Genomic DNA, 24,290 nt, shown 5'->3' with positions numbered 1-24,290 from the left:
GCCAATCGGTAAAGATCAGCTAACTCTATAAAAAAAGCTCCATGTTACACATTTACAAAACACCCGACGAAGTAAGCCACGCCCTGGCTGAATGGATCACTTCCAACATAGAAACGACCCTGCAAAAACAGGAGCGGTTTACCTGGGTGGTAACAGGCGGCAATTCGCCCAAACAGCTGTATGAACTGCTGGCTGCTCCACCCTATCGGGACCGTATTGACTGGAGCAAACTGCATATTTTCTGGGGCGATGAGCGTGCAGTACCTTATGCTGACAGCCGCAACAATGCAAAAATGACGGTTGAGCATTTGCTTGATAAAGTGCCCGTTGTTAGGGAACAGGTCCATATAATGGACACCTCTTTATCGCCCGAAGATTCTGCCAAAGCCTATGAAGCCATTCTGCACCAGTATTTTAACAATGAAGGCTTCTCCTTCGACCTGGTACTTAATGGAATGGGCGATGATGGCCATACCCTCTCCCTTTTCCCCCATACCCCCGTTATTCATGAGCAAAAAGCCTGGGTAACCTCTTTTTACCTTGATGCCCAGCAAATGTACCGGATCACCTTAACGGCCCCCATTGTAAACCGGGCCAGCAAAGTAGCTTTTCTAACCTTTGGCGCTAATAAAGCCAACGCGCTGTATGAGGTATTGAAAGGGGAACCCAATATAGATCAATATCCCTCGCAGATCATTCAACCCCTCAGTGGCCAGTTACACTGGTTTGTGGATGAAGCCGCCGCCAGCAAGTTAAAGTCCTAATATTCAAGTCAAAATATCCTGCTGATTTTCAACATTTCAGGAATTAGTAATATTTTTCACAGATTTGGATAAGTTTTTGTCATTGGGTATAGGGGAAACAGCAAAAATGCTGTTTTCCCTGTAGTTATTTAGATGTTAACACCCAATCGAAAAGCACCAGACAATTGCCCGAACGAAAACTTGCCAGAACCATTCTTGCAAGTCAATGCTGCTATTGCATCTCAAGGTACTCACTGGAACCATGTCTCCTCTCTTCCAACAAGTTGGTTTTCAATCGCAAACCTGATTATTTACCATAAAAAAACAATGACAGTATGACTAAACTGGTATCTATCATTGTTCCGGTACATAATGAAAGGGAAAATGTGACTGCAATGGCGAAAGCCATCAAACGCACATTTGCCGATCTGCCTTACCGCTATAACCTACTGTTTGTTGATGATGGCAGCAGTGACCTGACTTTACATGAAATAAAAAAACTCGCCCTCCAGGACGAGCACATCCGGTACCTCTCCTTTTCCCGCAATTTTGGCCACCAGGCTGCAATAAAAGCCGGTTTGGATAAAGCCGATGGCGATTGTGTGATCACCATGGATGGTGATATGCAGCACCCGCCACAGCTGATACCCTCCTTGCTCGAAAAATGGGAAGAAGGCTATGATGTGGTATACACTGTTCGTAAAGAAGATAAAAAGCTGCCCTTATTAAAAAGGATCACCTCCAACCTATTTTACAAGGTCTTAAACTGGCTGAGTGATATCAAAATTGAAAAGGGTACAGCCGATTTCCGTTTAATGAACCGTAATGTGGTAGATGTATTACGCGGATTGGCTGAATTTGAACCTTTCTTCAGAGGGCTGGTAAAATGGGCCGGCTTTAAGCAGGTCCCTGTAGAATATGAACCTAACCAGCGTAAATCAGGCACGACAAAATATACTTCCAAAAAAATGATCAGGTTCGCCTTACAGGGCATAACCTCATTTAGTATCAGGCCATTATATGCAGCCACATATATTGGTTTCACTTTTGCTGCCTTATCAACGCTTTATATACCTTATGCCTTATATAGTTACTATTTCGGATATACCATTTCCGGTTGGAGTTCATTAATTGTGACCGTTGTATTTTTTGGCGGATTGCAATTAATGATACTTGGTATCATTGGTATTTATCTGGGAAAACTATTCATGCAAAACAAACACCGACCTGTTTACATTGTAAAAGAATCTAACATCCATGAGTCGTCAGCAATACATATTGATGAGTTTTGATGTAGAAGAGTTTGACATGCCCCTGGAATATAAACAACAGCTTTCCATTGAAGAACAAATGGAAACCGGTTACAGGGGTCTGCAAGCCACCATATCGATCATAAATGGCACCGATGCTGCCTGTACTTTTTTTACTACCGCCAATTTTGCCAATTGGCATCCCGACAGCATTCGCCAGATAGCGCGAAAACATGAAATTGCTTCGCATACCTATTATCATACCGGGTATAAAACTGAAGACCTTTTACGAAGCCGGCTCGAACTGGAAGATATTTCCAATCAGCCCGTATATGGGTTAAGGATGCCACGACTGAAAAAAGTACCTATGGCCGATGTTATTGCCGCGGGTTATAGTTACGACTCCTCAGTAAACCCTACCTGGATCCCCGGCCGGTACAATGATCTTCACCTGCCCCGTACCATATACACCGATCAAAATATGCTGCGAGTTCCGGCATCTGTGAGTCCGCGCCTGCGCATACCTCTGTTTTGGCTTGCCTTTAAAAACATGCCTTACAATGTTTTTAAAAACCTGGCTATTAAAACATTACGCAATGACGGCTACCTGTGTTTATATTTTCATCCCTGGGAGTTTACCGACATCTGGGAGTTTGAAATGCCGGGTTATGCTAAAAGATGGTCTGGTGAAAAACTGCAACAACGCCTGTACCGTCTAATCAAAGACCTGAAAGCAGAAGGTGATTTCACCACAATGTGGCAAATGCTTTCCACCACCAGGTCACTGGAATCCCGACAACTTAATAGACCAGCAGCAGATCCCCTGAGGGCCCCGCTGGTGGCGTCATTGGCAAATAAAGCCTAACCATTTACTTATTTAAACAGGGCCGCTACCATTTCATTGGTGAGCGCTCTTTCTCCTTTTGTCCAGAAATCATTGGGGGGTGGAAATTCATTCCGGCAGTACCCGCCCTGATTTTTGAAATCGAATATGGCGTGACAATAATTGTTGATCACCAGCGCACAACATTGCCAGTCTTTCGACCATATGATCCTGATAATGCCCTTTCGCTGTTCCACCGGCACCTCCTCGATATTGTAAATATGCAACGCATCTAATACCAATTGCCTTCCTTCAGCATCCAGTGCATACGCATAAAAATACCCTGTGTCGGTATCGTCCTCAAACACGACGGCAAACTTGTTTATATCGTTGGTACAATCAATAAAGGTTGCTTCACCCGCAATATAGACCTGCTCCCTCAGTAAGTATCCGTTCATGGGTGCCTGTTATTTAGCATCTACAGAATCATATACAGTAACCTTGCTCCATAAGTGTGAATAGTCTTCAACGAATTTCAGGTGAATCGGATCTACCTGGTAGCTTGCCTGGTCAGCTGCATTATCAAACATAGTAAACCACGAAATGGCATAGGACCGGTCAATTACATCGCGGTTGGTATCAGCAGGCTGGCCAATATGAAAGGTCTTTATCGTTTTCACTTTCGACAGCTTTTGAAGCCCTTCAATGAGTTTGGCGCGATCTTCCTTACTGCCGGCATTCTTTAACCAGAAATAAACGTGATGGATGAATTTGTTTTCTATCATAACGGGATCCCCATTTTCTGCTAAGGTAACCAATCCACCGGCAATCATCGCTTTTCCGGTATTTCCAATAAATTCACGGCGTGTTGACATGTTTTAAGCTTTTAGTAAAGCTATGAAAAGGCCCTTAGCCTGTATAAGTTTTATTTAATTAATTATTGAATTCTGCAAGAATATTATACTTTTGGTTCATACCTGGACTAACGCCCATGAAACCCTTCAACGCTGTTATCTGCCTGATTTTATGCTTTTGCATTAGTAACGCTTTTTCCCAAAGTCTTACTTATTATAATTCCCCCCAAGACGATGCCAATAAATATAAAGAATGGATAGACGCTACTGACAAAAGGTATAAAAGCGATGTGTTGGCCCATAGCGGAAAGAACAAAAAATACTTCGAAGATATATTTAAGAGCCGTTATGAGAACATTAAGAAGATGTACGACAGAAAAGAGCTCATAACGGAAACTGTCGCCAATGGCTATCTGCAGGGTCTGCTACAGGAAATTATAAAATCCAACCAAACACTTGGTTCTTTGGAAACACGGGTAGCATTTTCACGCGCCTGGTGGCCAAATGCAAGCAGTTTGGGCGAAGGCACCATCCTGTTCAATATAGGCCTTTTTTATAAGCTACAGAATGAAAGCCAGGCAGCATTTGTATTGTGTCATGAGCTGGCACATTTGTATTTGAACCACGGTAACAATGCTATTGACCGGTATGTAAATACAGTGTATTCCGACGAATTTCAGAAAGAACTTAAAAAGATCAATGAAAGTCAATATCAAAAAAACCAACAACTGGAAAAACTGGCCAGAACAATAACGTTTGACAGCCGCCAGCATAGCCGCGAACATGAAGCGCAGGCCGATTCCATGGCGGTTGAATGGCTGAAAAATACCTCTTTTGATATCCGGGAATCACTTACCTGTCTGGCATTATTAGACAGCATTGACGTTGATAAATACAATATAACACCTGCCCTGAACCGTATATTCAATTTTCAGGAATACCCCTTCCAGGCAAGATGGACACAAGAGGAAAGATCATTGTTCAATACTCTGGCAGCCAGCACTGAACAGGAAAGCCAAAAAGAACGGGACTCCTTAAAAACGCACCCCGATTGCAGCAAACGCATCAGTTTGTTAAAGGATAAAGTAGGGCAATATTACAAACCCAATAGCCGGGTGTTTGTAGTGAATGAAAAAGAGTTCAAACAACTGAGGCGTGATTTCGACTATGAGATCATAGACTACCTGTACAGGTCAGAAGACATCACCCGCAGCCTGCATTTTACTTTACAAATGCTGGAAACCCAGCCCGCCAATCCTTATCTGATCATCAATACAGGCAGGTGCATCAATAAACTATTTACCGCACAAAAGAACCATACGCTCAACAAGGTGGCAGATATGCCTTCGCCTTTTAACGATAAAGATTATAATGCTTTACTGGAGTTTTTACAACGGGTGCGATTGACCGACCTGGGGGCGTTTAGCTATTATTTTTTGCTGCATAATCAAAACACGCTCATGTCGAATGAAGATTTTATGGCGGCACTAATTGATAGCAAAGCGAATTTCAATAAGCCAGATGAAAAACAGGCTTTGATCGACATGTACAAAAAACAATTCCCTTCCGGAAAATATCATTTCTAATTTGTTTCCAAAACCTTTAAATCACATTTCTAATAATCATGAAAAAACAAGTAATCCTTGCGCTGCTGATTGCACTATCGTTGCTTCAGCAAATCAGTTATGGCCAATCCAAACTAAGTATTGATAACATTAAATCGGTATTCCTACGTAATTCCGGCCCCATTATCGCTGCCGAAGAAATTAAAGGGTATTTTTTATTTTATCAATCAGACAAGATCGATAAAAACACCAATGAATATACCCTGCAGATCATGGATGAAAATGTGAATAAGGTGAAAAGCATCAAATTCACCGATTCAAAGAACATTCAGTTGATTGAATCCTCGTACAATGGGTCTGAGATCATGTTCATGTTCTATGACTCAGATCAGAAGCTGCTCGATTACCGCACTTATGGTGTTGATGGTAAACAAAAGAACAGCTATCAACAACCAATCGATAAAAAGTCAAGGAACTACATCGATAAGGTGCTTCAAACCAATACGGAGGAAACACAAAACAAAAGCATCTATGGTATAGGCGACAAAGGTTTTGTAACCTATATACCGCTCCGCGAAGGAAAACAATATACGTATGAAGTGCACTATTATGAATCAGAGAAAAAGAAACAATGGACGTACAATCCTGAAGATCCCGAGAGAATGGCCTCGCCACAATTCCTGGGTTACACCGACAGTGTAGTGGTATTCCAGGTTATGAAAAAAGACAGATTGCTGTCGAATAAAATGGAAGCCTGGCTGTTAGGCATTTACCTGCACAATGGCAAAAAAGCCTTTGAATTCGAAACCAACATCGAAAAGTATAATTTCTTCCCCATGAATGTTGCTTCTTTGCGCAACACAGACAATTTTATGCTCATGGGGCCTTATTTCGACAAAGAAGACAATGTAATAAAGGATAAAAGCAAGGGCTTGGGTGTATGGGTTTTGAATAACCAGGGTAAGATCACCAATGCCAAGTACAACTCATGGGAAGGTGATATCAGCAAACATTTAAAGATAGACTCCCGCGGCCGCGTAGATGACCTGGGATACATCTACTTCCATAGAATTATACAAACAAATGATGGTAAAATATTTGCCATCGGCGAAGGCTATAAAAGAGTAGCCAGCGCATTGGGTATTGGCCTTACGGTATTACAAGCAGCGGCAGGCGGATACAACAGCGCCAATAGCACCACCAAAATCAAAGTAACCGACATGGTGATGATGCAGTTCGACAATAAGTTTGATATAACGAACGCTCAGATCTTTGATAAGAACAGTAACAGTATTGAAATGATGAGCGCTGATTTCTACAGTGCACAATTACTGGCCTATCAGATCAAATATGTATACAACGGTTTTGATTACGCCTTTTCACAAACCGATAAAGCACACAGTACGTTTGTGGTAGGTTATACTGACTATGTTCGCTCAAAAGATTACAAAGGGTTGACCTTTAACTCAATCAGCTATTATAACAACAACCTTACTACAGATAAGATAAATCTTAAAACGTCTTCAAGCAACATGCGCATTTTACCAGCCAAAACCGGCTCTGTAATGCTCCTTGAATATTTCAAAAAGGACAAGCGCATAGATATGCACCTTGAAAAAGTAAACTAACTGGAAACTACTATTAACAAAGGGGCTGTCATGTTTTTGACAGCCCCTTTGTTTTAAACTTTATGATGTAAGAGGTAAGAAGTATGAAATTCGCGAAATTCGTATCAGCTACTTCTTACTTCCTACCTCCCTATCTTATCTGAGGGAATGCAATCCCGGTTATCTTCCGGTATACGTCTACAGCAAACAGATCCGTCATGCCGGCAATAAAGTCAACCACCGCCTGAATATCGTTGTAAAGTTTGTCGCGTTCGCCGGTAATTACAAATTGTTGCGAGATCAGTTGAAGCAACTTCTGTGATTTGGCCGATTTGGGATTAATTACCGCACCAAACAATTCTTTTAGCAACCCACCTATTACATTATAACCGGCAATCTCAATTTCCACAACGGACCGGTGGTTATAAATGTGTTCAATGGAAAATTTGTCGATGGTCTTGATCAGTTGCAATTCAGCTTCGGGCAAATAATCGATCAATGATTTTTGTAAGGTCCCTTCCAGCAGTTCGGTTTCCTTCTCCATAAACACGGTAGTAACCCGGTTGATGAGCAGGTTAATGAGTTTGGCGCGTAAAAACTGCACACGCTGGTTGTGGTCGTTAATGTCGTTGAATATTTGTTCAACCCGGTCACGGGCATCGTACCCTGATTCGTTTTCAAAAAACTGCAGGAATAGATCTTTAATGGTGTCGATGGAAATAATATTCAGTCGATGTGCATCCTCAAAATCAATGATGCGGTAACAGATATCATCCGCCGCCTCTACCAGGTAAACAAAGGGATGGCGGGCATATATGTTCTTTGACTCATAGAGCCGGGGTATGCCCAGCTCTTTGGCAATGTATGTATAGGTCTCAATTTCTGAATCGAAGAAACCTGATTTTTTTGTTACCAGCTGATGTTTATTAAAACCGCTGAGTGAATCGGAAGGATATTTTACAATAGAGGCCAACGTAGCATAAGTTAGCCGGAAACCACCAGCTGATTTTTCGTTAAAACTATGCGTAAGGGTTCTAAAGGCATTGGCGTTCCCTTCAAAAAAAAGAAAATCGCGTTGCTGGTTCTCGCTTAACAGGTCTGAGAACTGGCTCTTTTCCGCCCCGGCCAAATCCCGGAAAAAAGTACGGATAGCTTCTTCACCCGAATGCCCAAACGGCGGGTTGCCTATATCATGTGCCAGACAACCTGCTGCAATTACCGAGGGCAGCTCGTATTTATAGAACTCACGGAAGTAGTCATTTTCCTGGGGATATTTTTGCGCTATGGCGTCGCCCACCGCTTTACCCAGCGACCGGCCTACGGAGGCTACCTCCAGGCTATGTGTTAACCTGTTATGCACAAACACCCCGGGCCCGGGTAAGGGGAATACCTGGGTTTTGTTTTGCAGCCGTCTGAAGGCGCTCGAAAATATAAGGCGATCATAATCCCGTACAAAGGAAGTACGCACCGCATCGGTGTACGCCGTTCTGTTTTCAGACCCACTCCGTTTGCTGCTATTGAGTTGTTGCCAGTTCATGGCGACAAAAATAACCGAAAAACAGTGAGAGAGTAAAATACCGGTCAGCTTTCGCAAAACCTTGTGCCTGAGCAGGTACCTGTTACATTTTAGATTGGGAAATTGCGATCTCACAGGTGCAAACCCCTAGAATTTGAGCAAAACCCAATTGATTTTTGCCAAAAGTTAGAATAATTGCAAGTCAGATATTATATTCAAACTGAATTTCGTGCTTCAAAACCCTAACCGTATGCGTATCGTACCCTTTGTCAATAGCTTATTAGTAGTTTGTTTTCTGGCTGTAATAGCATCCATGACCATTATGCTCACCAGTACAGGTTACAATGATAAAGTCTCACATTCCTGTTTTATTCTTCATGCCGCAGCCGGCTTTTTATTGCTGGCCCGTGCTGCATTTAAACAAGATGAGGAGGGGGAAAGTGAAGAAGGAGAACAAGTGCAATAAAAAAGCCCTTTTGCGTTACAAAAGGGCTGTGAATTACCGTCCTGATATAAAAAGTTTATAATGGATACCTGTTATCGGCAATCAGCTTCGCTGCAATGCGGCGTTTGGCTTCTTTGCTATTAAAAGGTTCTGTTTTGGTAAAGCGTTTTAATCCCAATAACATCATCCGTTGTTCGTCGCCATCGGCAAATGCATTAATGGCATCTTTGCCATGTTTGTTAATGAGGTCGGCGGCGTCGTATAAATAAGTTCTTGTAATATCCAGCTCATAAGAAGCTGCGGCTTCGCCTTTGCGGTCAACCAGCTTCATAGCCCGTAACAGGGCGCTTTCGGCGGCAAATGTGGCAACAGCCATATCCGCAATGTGCATCAGTATTTCCTGCTCCTGCTCGATCTTCATCATCAGTTTTTGCACTGCCGCACCGGCTGTTAACAGAATGGCCTTTTTAAAATTGGCGATCAGTTTTTTCTCTTTGGCAAATGCTTCCTCATCACTGCTGCCAAAGTCAGGAATGCTCATCAATTCCTTTTGCACATTCATGGCCGATGTCATCAGGTCCAAACGGCCTTTCATGGCGCGTTTCAATACCACATCAACCGTTAACAGGCGATTAATCTCATTGGTGCCTTCATAAATGCGGTTAATGCGGCTATCGCGATAGGCTTTGGAAATAACATATTCATCGCTGTAACCATTCCCCCCATGTATCTGTACGCCTTCATCCACTATAAAATCCAGCATTTCACTGCCAAATACTTTTAAGATGGCGCACTCGATCGCATACTCCTCTGCTCCACCCAGTACTGATTCGCTAAACGACTTACCGGCGGCCATCAACTCATGTTCCTTATCATCGATCCATTTGGCGGAACGGTACAGAGCGCTTTCGGTCACCCACATATAAATAGCCATTTCGGCCAGTTTATTTTTAATAGCACCAAATGTTGCGATCGGTGTTTTAAACTGTTCGCGGGTATTGGCATATTGAATGGTAGTGGTAGTGGCCCGTTTGGCACCGCCCAGTGCAGCCGCGCATAATTTCAAGCGGCCTATGTTCAGGATATTAAAAGCTATAACGTGACCTCTGCCAATTTCACCAAGCAAGTTTTCAACCGGTACTTTACAGTCCTGGAAAAACAACTGAACGGTAGAAGAGCCTTTGATCCCCATTTTATGTTCTTCAGCACCTTGTGTAAACCCTTCAAAACCTCTTTCTACAATAAAGGCTGAAAACTTGTCGCCATCTATTTTTGCGAAAACGGTGTATACATCAGCAAAACCACCATTGGTGATCCAGCATTTCTGGCCGTTTAACAGGTAATGTTTTCCATCGGCACTTAAGGTAGCCGTAGTTTTGGCACCTAATGCGTCACTGCCGCTATTAGGTTCTGTAAGGCCATAAGCGCCCTTCCATTCGCCGGTAGCCAGCTTGGGAATATATTTCTCTTTTTGTTTGTCGGTGCCAAAATAAAGGATCGGAAGCGTTCCGATACCCATGTGGGCCGATACAGCCACTGAAAATGAAAAACCACCACCCAGTCCTTCACCTACCAGGTTGGAGGTAATAAAATCTTTCCCCAACCCACCATACTGTTCAGGAATGGAAGCTCCCAGCAATCCCTGCTCACCGGCTTTGGTAACCAGTGATGGCATTAGCCCCGGTTCCAGTTTATCGATCCGTTCGAGAATAGGTAAAACTTCCGCATCAAGGAACGAGGCGCACATGTCCTTTACCATTTGCTGTTCTTCGGTAAAATCTTCCGGAATGAAGGTATCAAAGGGGGAACTTTCCTTTATTAGCCATTCCCCGCCTTTGAGCATGTTTTGTTGTGTGGTGGTGCTCATATGTAAGAATGTTTATGTTGGGTATATGATGTTGTATACTGTTCTTTTGAGTCGCCAGTCGTGAAACGGCAATCGGCAATGGGCTTGCGAAATTCGGGCTCGCGAAATCGTGAAACGTGAAATAAAACCAGGGCATCTCACTGCGTTCGATGAAAACCCATTTTCCCTTGCGTCAACTTACTTCAAATTATCATACACGATCTGCAAAACCTCGCGACACAACTCAATGTTATCGGGCGACACGCCTTCCAGTGCTTCATTCAGGGTCTCATTGGCCAGTTCCATGGTTTGCTCTTGCAGCTTGTGGGCCTGCTTGGTTAAATAGATCAGGTTCATTCTACGGTCCGACTCGGATGAAACCCGTTTTACCAACTGTAATTTTTCCAGGTTGTCTACCAACCGGGTAATGCTGGGTTTATCACGGTATGATGCGTTGCATAATTCCTGCTGACTGATACCATCCTGTTTCCACAAATGGTACAATACGCTCCATTGCTCAATGGTTAAATTCAAATTCGCTGAATTGAATTTCTTCTGCAGCCGCCGGGCAATGGCTGTGGATGCCTTTCCAGTGATAAAACTGTATAATTCGCCTCTCTTGAATTGGTTGTTTGTCATATAGTTGTTTATACAACTAACCAAATCTAGCATTTTCCCTTCATTTCAACAAGTTTTAGCTTGCAAATTTTTGTTAGGGTGTAATTTCACTGGCTGTTGGCGATAAAAGGGAAGGGTTGTTTGTCCTTTGCCATATCCTTTTTGAACAAACGATCTGTCCAAAATCGGGTATGCAGCTTAATACTTACCTTGTAGCGAATTTCCGCATCATGCAAACTGCTTTTCTTCCATACCGGTCATCACAAGTGCATTATTGCTGGTTTGGGACCGGGCAAAAATTGATCCTTTGTTTGCACGGCTATGGCGAATCCGCCGAATCATTTCAATTTCTGGGAAAATACATTGGCGCGGACTACACACTCATTGCCATCGACTTTCCGTTTCATGGTAAAACAGAATGGAATGAAGGCTTGCAGTTTTCTGTTGCCGACCTGATAGCTATAGTACAGGCACTACATTTGAAACATTGCGATGGTACACAACGAATAACTTTATTGGGCTATAGCATGGGTGGCCGGGTTGCCTTACAATTATTACAATCGCTTTCAACCAAAATTGAAAAAACGGTGCTGCTGGCACCAGACGGCTTGAAAGTAAATTTCTGGTACTGGCTGGCCACGCAAACCTATATAGGTAACCGCCTGTTCGCCTTCACTATGAAACATCCGGGCTGGTTCTTCTATCTGTTGCAGACAGGCAGTAAATTAAAACTGATCAACCAAAGTATTTTAAAATTCACCCGTTATTATATAAATGATACCACCGTACGCAGGTTATTATACGAACGCTGGACATGCATGCGCGCCATAAGACCCAATTTAACATCCATAAAAAAGCTAATTCGAGCACATGCACTGCCCATTCGATTATTATATGGTAAATATGACCGCATAATCCGGCACGAACGGGGAGAAATATTTCGAAAGGGTATTGAATCTTTCTGTACGTTGCATATAATTCAGACAGGCCACCAGGTATTACAGGAAAAACAAGTGAATGAGATAATACAATTAATAGAATCGTAAAATATTTTCCAAATCCAATTGAATGATGGCACTTTTCTTTTTCCTGTTCTTTCTGTTTATGGTGGTTTATGCAGTGCTGATAAATTATTATCACAATGCCTGGAACCAGTTGCCGGAATTTGTATTACCCGAAAAACAGGCTTCCGTATTTATCTCGGTTATTATTGCCGCCCGTAATGAAGAACAAAATATTCCCACCCTCTTACAATCGTTGCATGACCAGCAATATCCCAAACACCTTTATGAAGTAATTATCATCGACGACCATTCAACCGACAACACCTGGTCATTATTACAGGAGCTGAATTATGATGGACTACAGGTAAAAGCATTGGCGTTAAAAGATTATGTGGAAGAAAGAAGTTCAATAGGTTCTTATAAAAAGAAGGCCATTGAAACCGGTATTAACGCAGCCGCCGGACAATTGATAGTAACTACAGACGCCGATTGCCGGTTCAACACCCGCTGGTTGCAATCCATCGCCGCATTCTATGAAGCCAACGATGCCAAATTCATAGCTGCACCCGTTACTTTTTATAATCAATCGACTTTATTATCTGTTTTTCAAACCCTGGATTTTCTGACCCTGCAAGGCATTACCGCCGCATCGGTTTATAAACGGTTCCACTCCATGTGCAATGGCGCTAACCTGGCTTATGAAAGATCAGCATTTTATGAAGTGGATGGGTTTAATAACATCGATTCCATTGCCTCAGGTGATGATATGCTGTTGATGCATAAAATATTTAAACAATATCCCAATAAGGTATTTTACCTGAAGAACCGCTGGGCCATTGTTACAACAGAGCCTGCTGCCAATTGGAAACAATTTTTTAACCAGCGTATTCGCTGGGCCAGTAAGGCCGATAGCTATGACGACAAACGTATCTTCTGGGTATTGTTATTGGTGTACCTGTTGAATGTATGTTTCCTGGCAGGCGCTGTTGCCTCGTTCTGGAACAATACCTGGATGCTGATGGTACTTCTATTATTACTTGCCAAAGTATTGATAGAATTTCCATTTGTAAATTCCGTAGCCATCTTTTTTGGCCAACAAAAGTTAATGAAGTACTTTCCTTTTCTACAACCCCTGCATATTGGTTATACCATCATTGCTGGCTGGTTGGGAAAATTTGGGCATTACGAATGGAAGGGCAGACGAATTAAGAAGTAGATATAATTTTTATAGCAAATTCTTTTCAAAAAGATCAGGTAAGGTTGTCAATTTCAAGGCACCCTGTAACCTGTAACCTGTAACTTGTAACCTGTAACTATATGGCCACAGCCACCACTAGAACAACCTGGCGGCGACTTAAAAAAAACAAAGGAGCACTTATTGGTATCGCCATCATTGCATTGGCCATACTGGTAGCTGTATTTGCATATTGGTTAGCACCGGATGGTTCACCCAATGCCAACAGGATGGTGGTAGAAATTGGTGGTCAGCGGCCTGGGTATTCCCAGCAGTTCCTGCAATTGCCCCGGGGAAGAAAAATACAATCTACGTCTTTTTTCGACCGCCTTTTTTCTGGCGATGAAGATAAATACCAATACATTCCAATTACCAGTTATCAGCAAATTGGCGATAGTTTAATTTTTCAGAAATACATAGATGAAGGCTTAACAGAAAGAATGGCGCTGCCAATTTCCCAAACCCGTTGGCAGGAAGGATCGACCGAAGGCGAATTTAAGGTCATTACCAAAAAGTTCCGCCTGGGTACCGATAAGTATGGCCGCGATATTTTGAGTCGCCTGCTGGTAGGCGTTCGCGTAAGCCTGGGTGTAGGCCTGGTTACCGTACTTATTTCTTTAAGCATTGGTGTATTGCTGGGTGCAATGGCAGGTTATTTCAGAGGCCGTACTGACGAAATAATTATGTGGTTCATCAATGTGATCTGGAGCATCCCTACCCTGTTACTTGTTTTTGCCATTACACTGATACTGGGCAAAGGCTTCTGGCAGGTTTTTATAGCTATTGGTTTAACCATGTGGGTGAGTGTGGCCCGTATTATCCGCGGTCAGGTATTAAGCGTGCGAGAGCTGGAGTATGTAGAAGCAGCCAAAGCATTGGGTTATTCACATACGCGCATTGTTTTACGGCATGTGCTGCCCAATGTACTGGGACCGGTGATGGTAGTAGCGGCCTCCAATTTTGCCTCGGCAATAGTAATTGAAGCCGGACTAAGCTTTTTGGGAGTGGGTGTTCAACCGCCGCAACCAAGCTGGGGTTTAATGATCAAAGAAAACTACAACTTTATAATTACCCACAATCCCATGCTGGCATTGGCGCCTGGTTTTGCCATTATGTTACTGGTACTGGCTTTTAATATGCTGGGCAATGGTTTACGCGATGCACTGCAGGTAAAAGAATAAAAAAGCCTGCCCTGAGCTTTCGCCGGGCAGGCATTCAATTTATAATTATTGTTATTTAGCCGTATATCTATAAGAGCCAGACCAGGTGTTGGTGTTGCAGGTTTTTGAAGTTACAGTGACTGTAACAATACAACTAACACCAGTAGGCGTATTATTGATGGTAAAACTATTTGAAGCTAACGCGTTATCGCGGGTTTCAGTAAAATAAGGCGCTCCTCCAGATTCTGCTTTGGCACTTACTATAACAGTAGCGCCGGAAGGTGGCATAGTTTCAATATTCACAATTAAGGGAAAACTGGTTCCGGGGGCCGGAGGATCAACTGTATTGATGGCAGGCATGGTTGCTACTTTTATTGCCTGTTCGCCACAACCACCTTCATTACCATCTTTTTTCTTTTTACAACTTTCAGAAACTGCAAATACCAATAGTACGGCCAACCCAAGGATTATTTTTTTCATAATAGGTAAGAGATAAAGAATTTATGGAAAATTATATTTCTAAAACGAAAAAAACAACTGGTTCTGCATATTTGCAATACCGAAAGTTTTTACTGAGTAAAAACCTGCACATTACGGCTAAAACTTTCCTCCAGCGAAATAAACGTTTCAGTGCGCTCAATTCCCTTTATCTTCTGTAATTCATCGTGCAATACAAACCGTAATTGGTTAATATCTTTGCAAACTATCTCGGCAAACATGCTGTAATTACCAGTGGTATAGTTCAGGCGTACGATTTCGGGGATGCGCTGCAGTTCTTTAGCTACTGAATCGTACAGGGAGCTTTTCTCAAGATATATGCCAATAAATGCAATGACGTCATATCCGAGCGCTTTTAGGTCCACATTTAATTTTGTACCTTTGACAATACCTGCTTCCTGTAGTTTTTTTATACGTACATGAATTGTACCTCCGGAAACGAATAGCTTCTTACCCAGATCTGCATAGGAAATTTCTGCATTATCCATCATCTCGTGGATTATCTGCAGGTCAAGTTTATCCAAATTCAATTTAGCTGCCATTTTTGCAATCGTTTTTTTACAAAATTCAAGCAATAGTGCAAATATTTATACAATATCGAAACTTTCCAAATTTCTCTTGAAAAATTTACAACGATACTGCCTATTTCTTTAATTTTGTGTTGTAATAGTTCTTTAAGCATAGAAAATATACTGTGGGGTGATGGAACTTTGGCAGACATGCCCTCTCGTCTCGAGGGTGGGGACAAAGGAAAAATTACGCTTTCGGGCGTGGCTAACAACCCCGTGGAGGTTCGAATCCTCCTCCTACAGCAGCTTTTTACACGTTTTTATCTTGTGGAGTGATGGAACTTGGCAGACATGCCCTCTTGTCTCGAGGGTGGGGAGTTCGGGATAAACGTGGTGTAATGCCGATCAAGCAATTGGTCGACTGGGGTTGACCACCACAGATTTGCACCATGGCTAACTGCCCCGTGGAGGTTCGAATCCTCCCTCTACAGCTCCGAATGCCGTCATTATATTGGCTATCAGTATATTGGCGGCATTTTTGTTTTTAGCTACGACCCTTTGTTGTGATCTCAATTTGCAGGGCTTCAGCCCACCACCCAGCCTAAACAATTTATCGTTTTGGCCATAATTGAGAAATTTAGTAGATTAAATAATCACGGCTACTATGCATATCTGCAAGGGAAATTTCAAAAAAACGCTTTCAAAACACCCATTTTATCGCCCACCTTATAGCGGCCTTACAGCGACAGGATTTTGATTTGATAGCTCTTATTCGCATGGACCTAATCCGCCAAAATCTGGATATTGAACTTCCACCCAAAGCTCTCCACTTTTTTCATTTATAGTGAATACCCAGGAATTAGCTCCCTGGCAGTTACTAATATATTTTAGGTGTAACAAGTCAGATAATGGAATGTGATCTTCTTTACTAATGGTGTTGAAAAGAGATCGATACTGTTCATCTACAGGATGAAAAGAGTTTTCAGCCAGAAATGCTTTTATGTATTCCTCTTTTATCAGGTATTTGCCTCCGGCGATCCATTCCCCATTGTCAAATTCTGAGATCGTTGTGATATGACCGGGAATGTCAACTTTTGTAACTTCCCGTATATAGGATAAGTTGGAACCCTGAAAGAACTGGCAGCCCGCCAGGATCACCCATGCGACGGCGGTTACAAGATGATTTCTAAATTGGAATGTCTTCATTGGTGATAAGATGGATTGAGCCGCTGATTCCATAGTTTTCCTTCCTTTCGCCTATTTTTGCCGCTTCATGGGCCAAAAAAAATTACAACGCTTCGCTGAAGTGCTCACATTTCCTAATGTGCTGCAATACCCCGAAAATACCGCGGGTACCTGGAATAACTTTTTTCACAACGATAACCCCATTACGCTCGAACTGGCTTGCGGCAAAGGGGAATATGCCGTGGGGTTAGGCCGGTTATTTCCCGACCGGAACTTTCTGGGGGTTGATGTGAAGGGGAACCGCATTTGGGTAGGCGCCAAAAAGGCCCTGCAGGAAAACCTGACCAATGTAGGCTTCCTACGCACTCAGATCGATCGTATCGGCACTTATTTCGCCCCTGGTGAAGTGTCGGAAATCTGGCTTACGTTCCCTGATCCCCAATTAAGGACTTCCAAGGCCCGTAAAAGACTTACCCACCCCAAGTTCTTGCGGTTGTACCAACAAATCATGCTGCCGGGTGGTTATATTAACCTGAAAACCGATTCACCCAGCCTGTACCGCTTTACCAAATGGGTGATCGATCTATACGATCTTCCAGTGATTCAGGACATTGACGATGTTTATGCCGGCGAAGTGAGCGATGTGCTAAAAATTAAAACGCATTACGAAGGTCTCGACATTGCGCAAAGCAAAAAAGTGCATTATTTGCAATTCATGCTGCCGGCCACTCCTTTACCTGATAAAGAAAGTGCATTAAAAATTTTATTGCTTGAAGAAGAATCTGACAGAAGGAGTTGATTTTTATTATAATGAACAGGGGTATATGGTGCTTACGGCACAATATCACCTCGAAAGGGGTCATTGTTGTGGAAACGGATGCCGGCATTGTCCGTTTGATTATGTAAATGTTCCGGAGCCCAGAAAAAGCCAGTTGCTCAATCAACATAAACAAGATGGCACCACGCAAAAAAAACAATAAATCCGCCAGGGAAAAACTGGCCACCGTAAATCCTTCAGGCAAAAAAGAGGACTCATTCTTTGAACTCGTTTTTGAAGTAACCCGCCAGATCCCCAAAGGACGCGTTACTTCTTACGGCGCTATTGCGTCCTGTTTAGGTACCAAACTATCGGCGCGAATGGTAGGCTGGGCCATGCACGCCGCCCATTCTGCCAAGCCTAAAGTACCTGCTCATCGCGTTGTGAACCGCAATGGTATGTTAACCGGTAAACATCATTTTAACCCACCCTCAAAAATGGAGGAGCTGCTGAAAAAAGAAGGCATTACCGTTAAAAAAGATACGATTGTAGATTTCAAGAACCGGTTCTGGGACCCGTCAACGGAACTGATTTAGTGACTGGTGGGTGAAAAAAAAAGCACCTCGATTTACCGAGATGCCCCTAATTATTTGCATTTACTTTTCCCCCAACATGTCGGGGCAGGCTGTCAATGTGTTAACATGCCAACATTTATCCCAACTCAACCATAGCCTTAATAACTCCCGTCTCAGGTTTCAGCCAGCTGGCAAATTCATCTTTTACCTTATCGAAGGCTATGCGATGCGTAATATAGGTAGCAGGATTTACCAGTTTCTTTTTCATGCTTTGCATCACCAGGTCAAAATCTTCTCTGGTCGCATTTCGACTGCTCATCAAAGTAGCTTCGCGTTTATGAAACTCGGGATGTGAAAAGCTGATCTCATTCTTTTGCAAACCAACCAACACATAGCGGGCGCCATGTGCCATATATTGAAATGCATTATTGATAGCCTTTAAACTACCAGTAGCATCTATCACAACAGTTGGCATGTCGTTATTCGTGATCTCCTGCAGGCGTTGCATTGCATTGTCTGTAGCAGCGTTAATAGTATGCGCAACCTGTAATTTTTCGCGGCAGAATTGTAAACGCTGTTCATTGATGTCCATTGCAATAACATGACCACCGGCAATACGGGCAAATTCCATAATACCCAATCCTATTGGTCCGGCGCCAATTACCAGTACGTACTCACCGGGTTGAACACCTGCGCGACGAACGCCATGCGCACCAATGGCCAACGGTTCTACCAGTGCCAGTTCATCAAAGCTCAACCCTTCGCCATGCAACAACGAATAAGACGGCACCACCAGGTATTCGCGCATACCACCATCTACATGCACACCACATACCTGAATGCTGGTGCAGCAATTGGGTTTACCACTGCGGCACGCAATACATTTACCACAATTGAAATAGGGAATGATGGTAACAGACTCACCCGCTTTAAAACCAGGCGCATCTCCAGCTACATATTCAGCTGCCAATTCATGGCCTAATATGCGTGGATAATTAAAAAAAGGCTGAGTGCCTTCATAGGCATGCAGATCGGTTCCGCAAATACCTATACGTTTTATTTTAAGTAACGATTGACCTTCTTTAACCTCCGGTTGCTGCCCTTCCTGATATTCAAGCTGCCCCGGTGTAATGCACACTAATTGCTTCATATGTAGAATTCTTTTCGTCAAGCTTCAATGGGCAATGGCAATCGTGAAACGGGAAACGTATCCCTTATCAACCCTATCAACACTGTCAACCTTATCAACTTGTTAACTGGTTAACTGGTCAACTACTTCTTCCCTTCCAGTTTGGCAATTTCAGCCGGCGTTAGATTCAACAACACTATAATATTCGCTTTGCGTGGGCTGAAAACAAACAAGCATGATAAATGAAACAGCGCCAGGGCAAAAAATGCATAATTGTGTGTAAGGATATACCCTACTGTCGCCAATAAACCAGGCCCTTCTATCATTGCCCACCACAAGATACAGGCAGCGCGATATAAGTCCATCCTTTGCTCACCCGGTCCGGCATTATTACGGGCAGCCAGCATTCTTTTTTTAAAAATATTGAACCCTGCTATCAACATAGCACCTGAAACCAGTATGCAAACAACCTGAAAGGTGCGTTGAAACGATTCATCGGCCTTAGGAGAAATGTTTTGTTGTACTAATACAATGCCTACAATGTTGAACAAGGCCATACCTATCAATAATGCAGTATGTACTAATCTCAATACTTTAAATGCGTTGGGTTGTTGCATGGAAAGCTATTAATAATATGGACTGATCATTAAATATACCACTACGCCGGTTACAGAAACATATAACCAAACAGGCCAGGTATAACGGGCGAGTTTTTTATGTTTGGAATATTCACCAATTAACGCGCGGTAAGCTGTATAAAGTACAAAAGGCAGTACCAGCCCAGCGAGCGGAATATGTGTGGAAAGGATAATAAAATACAGCATTCTTTTAGGACCAGCCAGGGCAATTTCCTGTTCACTCATTTGACCATCGTGGTTTAGATCGCCAAACCTGGTTTCGCCGGCAAATAAATGATGGCAGATGTAGGATACCAGGAAGATCACTGATAAGATCAATGCTGTTATCATGATCTTTTTGTGCAGCTCGTATTTGCCTTGTTTTACAACTGCTAACCCGGCCAGCAGCAATAAGCTTACAACTGAATTGATAATTGCATTGAGCTGGGCAAAAATATGTACATCAAAGCCGAGGTCTACATCGAGCTTTATGCGGCTTAATGCCGTAACCGCTGCAAATACTATGAAGGAAAATACAAGAATAAGCCAGTGGGCTTTTTTATCATTTTTTGCCAGTACAGGAGGTAGCATACTATTAAAATTTGGGTTCTTTAGCTGGTCGGCGGGTGATCCATACAAACAGCACAACGGCAATGATCACCGCAATATAAATTGGCCAAATGCTTATGAGCTGGGCCAATACTGGTGAAGGTTCGTTTCTATCTTTTTCCAACATCAGCAAGGTTATGTCCTCTGCCAGTTTGGATAAGGCCGTTGAATCCAGTCCATCGTAATAGCCACGTACAACGCCTTTTTTATCGATCACCACAAATTTTTGGGTGTGTATAAAGTTAGAGTCAACCCCTTCCCCATCCTGCAGTCCGAGTTTTACTTCGTTCAACGCAAAATCATAGATGGTCTTTTTAGGACCGGTAAGCATCCACCACACATCGGGATTCACGCCAAAACGATCAGCGTATTTTTTCAGTTGTTCTACGGAATCCCTTTTGGGGTCTACAGTGAACGATACAAATTGAACAAAGGAGGTGTCTACCCTTTTGGCAACATCCTTCATTTTAAGGGCATCCTGCAGCCCTTTCATGTTTTTAGTAAGGAATGGACAAATAGAAGGACAGTGGGTGAAGAAGTAATCAGCTACAATGATTTTACCACGTAAGCTGCTTAACGACACAGAGTCGCCCAGCTGATTTCTCAGTTTAATATCGGCTACCTGATGCCAGATGGTATCGGTAATCTGTTTGCCATTCTTTACGGTCTCAACAACATCATCGGCATAGTAATGTGGTGGCATATGTATGGCATCACGGCTTACTCCCTTTACAATAAAGTAGCTGATAACCGGTAAAAAAACGGCAATACACAGGGCTAATAATGCTTTCTGACTCACGGGTTTTTCTTTTGCTGCGCAAAGTTACCGCAAGGCACGTTGCCATGCAGCATTTTATTTGAATAAAACACATTTATGTATTTCCTATGGGACAGATTTTCATAACTGCTTGTTCATTAACCGCTTCTGCCATAAAAAAAGAACCACCGCTAAGCAGCGATGGTTCTTTTTTATATCACATTTAGCAGTAAAGTCGATTAATGTATTTTACCGGGCTCTTCAGCTTCACCAGCTTTAGCGGGTTCTTTATGCTCTACTTTTTCAGCTGCATGATCCTTATAATGTCTGTCGTAGGTATTACGCAGGTTCTTATAAGAATTACCATCCCACAGGAAAGCGGTAATAAACCAGATGAACAATAAGGCCGGAATAGATATGGTAAGGATCATATTCCTGATCTCATGACGTAAGTGCATGAATTCAGCAATGATGAAGAAGGCCTTAGCCAGTGTGAGTACAACGAATACACCATTCAGTAAATGTTTTACCAGGTGTGGGTTCGAAAATTCAATTTCATAATATCCGATAGCCAGAAGCAATTCGAATACTGTGATGTATAAAAGGATCCGGAAGGTTCTCCAGATGGCTTTTCTGTCGAAAGTATGTGCCTCGTCAGTTGCGTGTGCGTGAGGTACTGCTGCTACATGTGCATTTTCCATAATCGCAATATTATATATAAATCAATTAACTGCCTATGTTGAAATATCAGTAGTTGAATTTAATCAACCTACTAGAACAGATAAAAACAAGTGAATACGAATACCCATACCAGGTCAACGAAGTGCCAGTACAAACCAGCTTTTTCGATCATCAGGTAGTGGCCTCTTCTGTCGAATACACCTCTCCAGGTCATGATGAACATGATAATGTTGATCACAACACCAGACAATACGTGGAAGCCGTGGAAACCAGTGATGGTGAAGAAGAAGTTGGTAAAGTTGGTAGAAGCCTGAGTGCCGTCTACATTAAGGAATGGGTTATGACCCCACCAGGCGCCTTCGTGATACAGATGTGTCCACTCCCAGGCCTGGCAGCTTAAGAAAGCGATACCACCCACGATAGTCCAGCCTAACCATTTCAATACTTCTTTTCTGTTCATTTCATGACCAGCGCCTACGGCCAGTACCATGGTTACAGAACTCATGATCAGGATGAAAGTCATCAAGCTCACGAACGCCAGCGGAATATGCATTTCGCCATAGATCGGAAAAGACCTGAACACGTGATTGGGGTCGGGCCATGAGTTAGTTGAAAACCGGATGGTTCCGTACGAAATCAAGAATGCGCCAAAAGTAAAAGCATCACTCATTAAGAAATACCACATCATTAACTTGCCATACTCCACTTTAAATGGGCTCTTTCCTCCTGACCACATGCCTTGATTAGCCGTTGCTACTTGTGCCATGTTACTATTTTAATATTAGTAGTTCTGCAATTATGATTTAAACAAAAAGAACACAAACAAATAAACCCATAACAGGTCTACAAAATGCCAGTAGGTGCTCATCACCTCTACCGGTACTGAATTATAATTCCTGATGCGCGCGCTGAATGCTTTAATAAACATCACTATCAATGCAATGATGCCACCTAACACGTGCACCGCGTGCAATCCGAATATAACGTATAAGAACTGTCCTGCGCCTGATGTACCCTTCAGCTGGGTGCCTGCTTTCCACAAATGCGAAAAGCCGGTGATCTGCATTACAATGAAGGTGATACCCAGTATCATGGTAACCGTTAATAAGCGGCGATATTGTTGCATACCGCGCTCTTTAAACGATTTCAGCGCCCATTGCATGGTAAAACTGCTGATCAACATCACTGCAGTTGAATAATAAAAGATCTGTGGCAAGGTTACCGAGCTAAAACCCGGCAGGCTGCCTTTTACAATATAGGCACTGGTTAAGCCGGCAAACATCATAATGATGCTGCCTATGCCTATCCACAAGGTGAACTTGTGGGGATGTATTTTTTTTCTTTGCGTACTCACTGCTTCTGCCATCACGGTTTTAAAGTTTTTATCTTTTATAATTTATCGGCCAGTAGAGCCAATAATACTATAGGCAAATAAATATAGCTGGTGAACATTACCCGTCGCGCTGCTTTCTTTTCCATTTCACGATAGAGCCTTACACTTTGCCACAGCATAAACAGGTTTGCCAGCAATACGATCCAGAAACTCGTCATGCCACTCATCCCAACCAGGTACGGCAATGTACCTACGGGAATCAAAACCAATGAGTAAATGATCGATTGTATCGCTGAATACTTGGTTGGTCCTTCCACGGAAGGCATCAACTTAAACCCGGCATTGGAATAGTCCTTGTGCGCTATCCAGGCAATGGCCCAGAAATGTGGGAATTGCCAGAAAAACTGGATTGCGAAAAGCACCCAACCGCCAACGCTTAATTCATCCTGACCTGCTGCCCAGCCAATTAAGCAGGGCAATGCTCCCGGTACGGCACCTAACAGTACCGATACGGCGCTTACTTTTTTTAATGGAGTGTACATGTAAGCATATACAAACCAGCTGAACAGGGCCAGCCCGGCTGATAACCAGTTAAAGAAGTACCCCAGGATGAATAAACCTGCCGTTACGGCAATGATGGCAAATGTCCATGCCTCTGCCGGCTGCATTCTTCCGGAAGCTACCGGCCGTTTGGCAGTACGGGCCATCATGGCGTCTGTATCCTTTTCCACTATCTGGTTTACAGTATTGGCACTGCCGGTCACCAGCAAGCCACCTATAAACAACAGGATAATGTGAAGCCAGTCGTATTCAACAACCTTTGGCGCCAGCAGGTAACTGATAACAGCACTAAACACAACCATGAAGCTGAGGCTGAACTTAATCAGCATCATATAATCCCTGACCTTACCGGCGATATTTAAAGAACTCTGTTGCTTCACGGTTACTTGCTCCATCAGTTTAAGAAATATTTTT

The 24,290-nt window shown here is 42.9% G+C and carries 28 protein-coding genes; 12 read left to right on the top strand and 16 right to left on the bottom strand.

Annotated elements, in window-relative coordinates; translation table 11 throughout:
* The first annotated feature begins 41 nt into the window (after positions 1-41).
* From pgl to J7I42_RS06430, 3 genes are all read left to right on the top strand, one after another.
* Entirely contained in the window at positions 42-764 is a 723-nt protein-coding gene (gene pgl / locus J7I42_RS06440; RefSeq protein ID WP_209137947.1) for a 6-phosphogluconolactonase, read from the top strand.
* 314 nt (positions 765-1,078) lie between these two features.
* Complete coding sequence (locus tag J7I42_RS06435; RefSeq protein WP_209137946.1) at positions 1,079-2,035, top strand: glycosyltransferase family 2 protein; 957 nt, start codon at positions 1,079-1,081, stop codon at positions 2,033-2,035.
* A complete protein-coding gene (locus J7I42_RS06430; protein ID WP_209137945.1) occupies positions 2,001-2,858 on the top strand; it encodes a polysaccharide deacetylase family protein in 858 nt (285 codons plus the stop codon). Before J7I42_RS06435 ends, J7I42_RS06430 begins: the two co-directional genes overlap by 35 nt.
* Positions 2,859-2,866: 8 nt before the next feature.
* Here J7I42_RS06430 and J7I42_RS06425 read toward each other — a convergent pair whose 3' ends face one another.
* A complete protein-coding gene (locus J7I42_RS06425; RefSeq protein ID WP_209137944.1) occupies positions 2,867-3,274 on the bottom strand; it encodes a DUF2251 domain-containing protein in 408 nt (135 codons plus the stop codon).
* A gap of 9 nt (positions 3,275-3,283) precedes the next feature.
* Positions 3,284-3,691: a Dabb family protein gene (locus tag J7I42_RS06420; RefSeq protein ID WP_209137943.1), complete on the bottom strand. Its 408-nt coding sequence runs from the start codon at positions 3,689-3,691 to the stop codon at positions 3,284-3,286.
* Between the two features lie 116 nt (positions 3,692-3,807).
* Here J7I42_RS06420 and J7I42_RS06415 point away from each other — a divergent pair, with 116 nt between their 5' ends.
* Both J7I42_RS06415 and J7I42_RS06410 read left to right on the top strand, forming a co-directional pair.
* Positions 3,808-5,256: a M48 family metalloprotease gene (locus J7I42_RS06415; protein WP_209137942.1), complete on the top strand. Its 1,449-nt coding sequence runs from the start codon at positions 3,808-3,810 to the stop codon at positions 5,254-5,256.
* Between the two features lie 38 nt (positions 5,257-5,294).
* Positions 5,295-6,863 (top strand): DUF6770 family protein, encoded by a 1,569-nt coding sequence (locus tag J7I42_RS06410; protein ID WP_209137941.1) that lies wholly within the window; start codon positions 5,295-5,297, stop codon positions 6,861-6,863.
* Positions 6,864-6,993: 130 nt separating this feature from the next.
* On the opposite strand, the gene J7I42_RS06405 is transcribed toward J7I42_RS06410, so the two are convergent.
* Complete coding sequence (locus J7I42_RS06405; RefSeq protein WP_209137940.1) at positions 6,994-8,379, bottom strand: deoxyguanosinetriphosphate triphosphohydrolase; 1,386 nt, start codon at positions 8,377-8,379, stop codon at positions 6,994-6,996.
* Between the two features lie 229 nt (positions 8,380-8,608).
* Between J7I42_RS06405 and J7I42_RS06400 the strand changes: the two genes are divergently transcribed.
* Positions 8,609-8,824, top strand: a complete 216-nt coding sequence (locus J7I42_RS06400; RefSeq protein ID WP_209137939.1) for a hypothetical protein — start codon at positions 8,609-8,611, stop codon at positions 8,822-8,824.
* Positions 8,825-8,879: 55 nt separating this feature from the next.
* On the opposite strand, the gene J7I42_RS06395 is transcribed toward J7I42_RS06400, so the two are convergent.
* Together J7I42_RS06395 and J7I42_RS06390 are read right to left on the bottom strand one after the other, a co-directional pair.
* Positions 8,880-10,670, bottom strand: coding sequence for an acyl-CoA dehydrogenase family protein (locus J7I42_RS06395; RefSeq protein WP_209137938.1), 1,791 nt, complete (start codon positions 10,668-10,670; stop codon positions 8,880-8,882).
* A gap of 177 nt (positions 10,671-10,847) precedes the next feature.
* Positions 10,848-11,288: a MarR family winged helix-turn-helix transcriptional regulator gene (locus J7I42_RS06390; protein WP_209137937.1), complete on the bottom strand. Its 441-nt coding sequence runs from the start codon at positions 11,286-11,288 to the stop codon at positions 10,848-10,850.
* A 170-nt stretch (positions 11,289-11,458) separates the two neighbouring features.
* Here J7I42_RS06390 and J7I42_RS06385 point away from each other — a divergent pair, with 170 nt between their 5' ends.
* The 3 genes from J7I42_RS06385 (at position 11,459) to J7I42_RS06375 (ending at position 14,686) form a co-directional block, all read left to right on the top strand.
* On the top strand, positions 11,459-12,313 hold the full coding sequence (locus tag J7I42_RS06385) for an alpha/beta fold hydrolase (RefSeq protein ID WP_209137936.1): 855 nt from the start codon (positions 11,459-11,461) through the stop codon (positions 12,311-12,313).
* A gap of 22 nt (positions 12,314-12,335) precedes the next feature.
* Positions 12,336-13,487, top strand: a complete 1,152-nt coding sequence (locus J7I42_RS06380; protein ID WP_209137935.1) for a glycosyltransferase — start codon at positions 12,336-12,338, stop codon at positions 13,485-13,487.
* A 101-nt stretch (positions 13,488-13,588) separates the two neighbouring features.
* Complete coding sequence (locus J7I42_RS06375; RefSeq protein ID WP_209137934.1) at positions 13,589-14,686, top strand: ABC transporter permease; 1,098 nt, start codon at positions 13,589-13,591, stop codon at positions 14,684-14,686.
* A gap of 51 nt (positions 14,687-14,737) precedes the next feature.
* Here J7I42_RS06375 and J7I42_RS06370 read toward each other — a convergent pair whose 3' ends face one another.
* The 3 genes from J7I42_RS06370 to J7I42_RS06360 all read right to left on the bottom strand — a co-directional run bounded on the left by J7I42_RS06370 (position 14,738) and on the right by J7I42_RS06360 (position 16,878).
* A complete protein-coding gene (locus J7I42_RS06370; protein WP_209137933.1) occupies positions 14,738-15,145 on the bottom strand; it encodes a hypothetical protein in 408 nt (135 codons plus the stop codon).
* An 89-nt stretch (positions 15,146-15,234) separates the two neighbouring features.
* Positions 15,235-15,705 (bottom strand): Lrp/AsnC ligand binding domain-containing protein, encoded by a 471-nt coding sequence (locus J7I42_RS06365; RefSeq protein ID WP_205508249.1) that lies wholly within the window; start codon positions 15,703-15,705, stop codon positions 15,235-15,237.
* A 735-nt stretch (positions 15,706-16,440) separates the two neighbouring features.
* On the bottom strand, positions 16,441-16,878 hold the full coding sequence (locus tag J7I42_RS06360) for a hypothetical protein (RefSeq protein ID WP_209137932.1): 438 nt from the start codon (positions 16,876-16,878) through the stop codon (positions 16,441-16,443).
* A 67-nt stretch (positions 16,879-16,945) separates the two neighbouring features.
* Here J7I42_RS06360 and trmB point away from each other — a divergent pair, with 67 nt between their 5' ends.
* From trmB to J7I42_RS06345, 3 genes are read left to right on the top strand one after another with little or no spacing between them, the layout of a single operon-like run.
* Positions 16,946-17,656, top strand: a complete 711-nt coding sequence (trmB, locus tag J7I42_RS06355; RefSeq protein ID WP_209137931.1) for a tRNA (guanosine(46)-N7)-methyltransferase TrmB — start codon at positions 16,946-16,948, stop codon at positions 17,654-17,656.
* Positions 17,628-17,837 (top strand): DUF5522 domain-containing protein, encoded by a 210-nt coding sequence (locus tag J7I42_RS06350; protein ID WP_209137930.1) that lies wholly within the window; start codon positions 17,628-17,630, stop codon positions 17,835-17,837. The genes trmB and J7I42_RS06350 overlap by 29 nt, the downstream gene beginning before the upstream one ends.
* A complete protein-coding gene (locus J7I42_RS06345; protein ID WP_209137929.1) occupies positions 17,812-18,210 on the top strand; it encodes an MGMT family protein in 399 nt (132 codons plus the stop codon). Before J7I42_RS06350 ends, J7I42_RS06345 begins: the two co-directional genes overlap by 26 nt.
* A gap of 115 nt (positions 18,211-18,325) precedes the next feature.
* Here J7I42_RS06345 and J7I42_RS06340 read toward each other — a convergent pair whose 3' ends face one another.
* The 8 genes from J7I42_RS06340 to cyoE all read right to left on the bottom strand — a co-directional run bounded on the left by J7I42_RS06340 (position 18,326) and on the right by cyoE (position 24,271).
* Entirely contained in the window at positions 18,326-19,339 is a 1,014-nt protein-coding gene (locus tag J7I42_RS06340) for a zinc-binding alcohol dehydrogenase family protein (protein WP_209137928.1), read from the bottom strand.
* Between the two features lie 122 nt (positions 19,340-19,461).
* Positions 19,462-19,935 (bottom strand): hypothetical protein, encoded by a 474-nt coding sequence (locus J7I42_RS06335; protein WP_209137927.1) that lies wholly within the window; start codon positions 19,933-19,935, stop codon positions 19,462-19,464.
* Positions 19,936-19,944: 9 nt separating this feature from the next.
* On the bottom strand, positions 19,945-20,526 hold the full coding sequence (locus J7I42_RS06330; protein WP_209137926.1) for a DUF420 domain-containing protein: 582 nt from the start codon (positions 20,524-20,526) through the stop codon (positions 19,945-19,947).
* 4 nt (positions 20,527-20,530) lie between these two features.
* Positions 20,531-21,343, bottom strand: coding sequence for an SCO family protein (locus tag J7I42_RS06325; RefSeq protein ID WP_209137925.1), 813 nt, complete (start codon positions 21,341-21,343; stop codon positions 20,531-20,533).
* Between the two features lie 197 nt (positions 21,344-21,540).
* Positions 21,541-22,002: a cytochrome C oxidase subunit IV family protein gene (locus tag J7I42_RS06320; RefSeq protein WP_209137924.1), complete on the bottom strand. Its 462-nt coding sequence runs from the start codon at positions 22,000-22,002 to the stop codon at positions 21,541-21,543.
* A gap of 71 nt (positions 22,003-22,073) precedes the next feature.
* On the bottom strand, positions 22,074-22,748 hold the full coding sequence (locus J7I42_RS06315; RefSeq protein WP_209137923.1) for a cytochrome c oxidase subunit 3: 675 nt from the start codon (positions 22,746-22,748) through the stop codon (positions 22,074-22,076).
* 30 nt (positions 22,749-22,778) lie between these two features.
* On the bottom strand, positions 22,779-23,348 hold the full coding sequence (locus J7I42_RS06310) for a cytochrome c oxidase subunit 3 (RefSeq protein WP_209137922.1): 570 nt from the start codon (positions 23,346-23,348) through the stop codon (positions 22,779-22,781).
* Between the two features lie 23 nt (positions 23,349-23,371).
* Entirely contained in the window at positions 23,372-24,271 is a 900-nt protein-coding gene (gene cyoE, locus J7I42_RS06305) for a heme o synthase (RefSeq protein WP_209137921.1), read from the bottom strand.
* Between the last annotated feature and the right edge of the window lie 19 nt (positions 24,272-24,290).

It is taken from the genome of Niastella soli (genome assembly GCF_017742245.1).
GTDB classification, from domain to species: domain Bacteria; phylum Bacteroidota; class Bacteroidia; order Chitinophagales; family Chitinophagaceae; genus Niastella; species Niastella soli.
This window is presented reverse-complemented; position numbering and strand designations above follow the sequence as displayed.

Coding starts and splice junctions, on each gene's coding strand:
- pgl (WP_209137947.1), top strand. CDS start 42: ATGTTACACATTTACAAAACACCCGACGAAGTAAGCCACGCCCTGGCT.
- J7I42_RS06435 (WP_209137946.1), top strand. CDS start 1,079: ATGACTAAACTGGTATCTATCATTGTTCCGGTACATAATGAAAGGGAA.
- J7I42_RS06430 (WP_209137945.1), top strand. CDS start 2,001: ATGAGTCGTCAGCAATACATATTGATGAGTTTTGATGTAGAAGAGTTT.
- J7I42_RS06425 (WP_209137944.1), bottom strand. CDS start 3,274: ATGAACGGATACTTACTGAGGGAGCAGGTCTATATTGCGGGTGAAGCA.
- J7I42_RS06420 (WP_209137943.1), bottom strand. CDS start 3,691: ATGTCAACACGCCGTGAATTTATTGGAAATACCGGAAAAGCGATGATT.
- J7I42_RS06415 (WP_209137942.1), top strand. CDS start 3,808: ATGAAACCCTTCAACGCTGTTATCTGCCTGATTTTATGCTTTTGCATT.
- J7I42_RS06410 (WP_209137941.1), top strand. CDS start 5,295: ATGAAAAAACAAGTAATCCTTGCGCTGCTGATTGCACTATCGTTGCTT.
- J7I42_RS06405 (WP_209137940.1), bottom strand. CDS start 8,379: ATGAACTGGCAACAACTCAATAGCAGCAAACGGAGTGGGTCTGAAAAC.
- J7I42_RS06400 (WP_209137939.1), top strand. CDS start 8,609: ATGCGTATCGTACCCTTTGTCAATAGCTTATTAGTAGTTTGTTTTCTG.
- J7I42_RS06395 (WP_209137938.1), bottom strand. CDS start 10,670: ATGAGCACCACCACACAACAAAACATGCTCAAAGGCGGGGAATGGCTA.
- J7I42_RS06390 (WP_209137937.1), bottom strand. CDS start 11,288: ATGACAAACAACCAATTCAAGAGAGGCGAATTATACAGTTTTATCACT.
- J7I42_RS06385 (WP_209137936.1), top strand. CDS start 11,459: ATGCAGCTTAATACTTACCTTGTAGCGAATTTCCGCATCATGCAAACT.
- J7I42_RS06380 (WP_209137935.1), top strand. CDS start 12,336: ATGATGGCACTTTTCTTTTTCCTGTTCTTTCTGTTTATGGTGGTTTAT.
- J7I42_RS06375 (WP_209137934.1), top strand. CDS start 13,589: ATGGCCACAGCCACCACTAGAACAACCTGGCGGCGACTTAAAAAAAAC.
- J7I42_RS06370 (WP_209137933.1), bottom strand. CDS start 15,145: ATGAAAAAAATAATCCTTGGGTTGGCCGTACTATTGGTATTTGCAGTT.
- J7I42_RS06365 (WP_205508249.1), bottom strand. CDS start 15,705: ATGGCAGCTAAATTGAATTTGGATAAACTTGACCTGCAGATAATCCAC.
- J7I42_RS06360 (WP_209137932.1), bottom strand. CDS start 16,878: ATGAAGACATTCCAATTTAGAAATCATCTTGTAACCGCCGTCGCATGG.
- trmB (WP_209137931.1), top strand. CDS start 16,946: ATGGGCCAAAAAAAATTACAACGCTTCGCTGAAGTGCTCACATTTCCT.
- J7I42_RS06345 (WP_209137929.1), top strand. CDS start 17,812: ATGGCACCACGCAAAAAAAACAATAAATCCGCCAGGGAAAAACTGGCC.
- J7I42_RS06340 (WP_209137928.1), bottom strand. CDS start 19,339: ATGAAGCAATTAGTGTGCATTACACCGGGGCAGCTTGAATATCAGGAA.
- J7I42_RS06335 (WP_209137927.1), bottom strand. CDS start 19,935: ATGCAACAACCCAACGCATTTAAAGTATTGAGATTAGTACATACTGCA.
- J7I42_RS06330 (WP_209137926.1), bottom strand. CDS start 20,526: ATGCTACCTCCTGTACTGGCAAAAAATGATAAAAAAGCCCACTGGCTT.
- J7I42_RS06320 (WP_209137924.1), bottom strand. CDS start 22,002: ATGGAAAATGCACATGTAGCAGCAGTACCTCACGCACACGCAACTGAC.
- J7I42_RS06315 (WP_209137923.1), bottom strand. CDS start 22,748: ATGGCACAAGTAGCAACGGCTAATCAAGGCATGTGGTCAGGAGGAAAG.
- J7I42_RS06310 (WP_209137922.1), bottom strand. CDS start 23,348: ATGGCAGAAGCAGTGAGTACGCAAAGAAAAAAAATACATCCCCACAAG.
- cyoE (WP_209137921.1), bottom strand. CDS start 24,271: ATGGAGCAAGTAACCGTGAAGCAACAGAGTTCTTTAAATATCGCCGGT.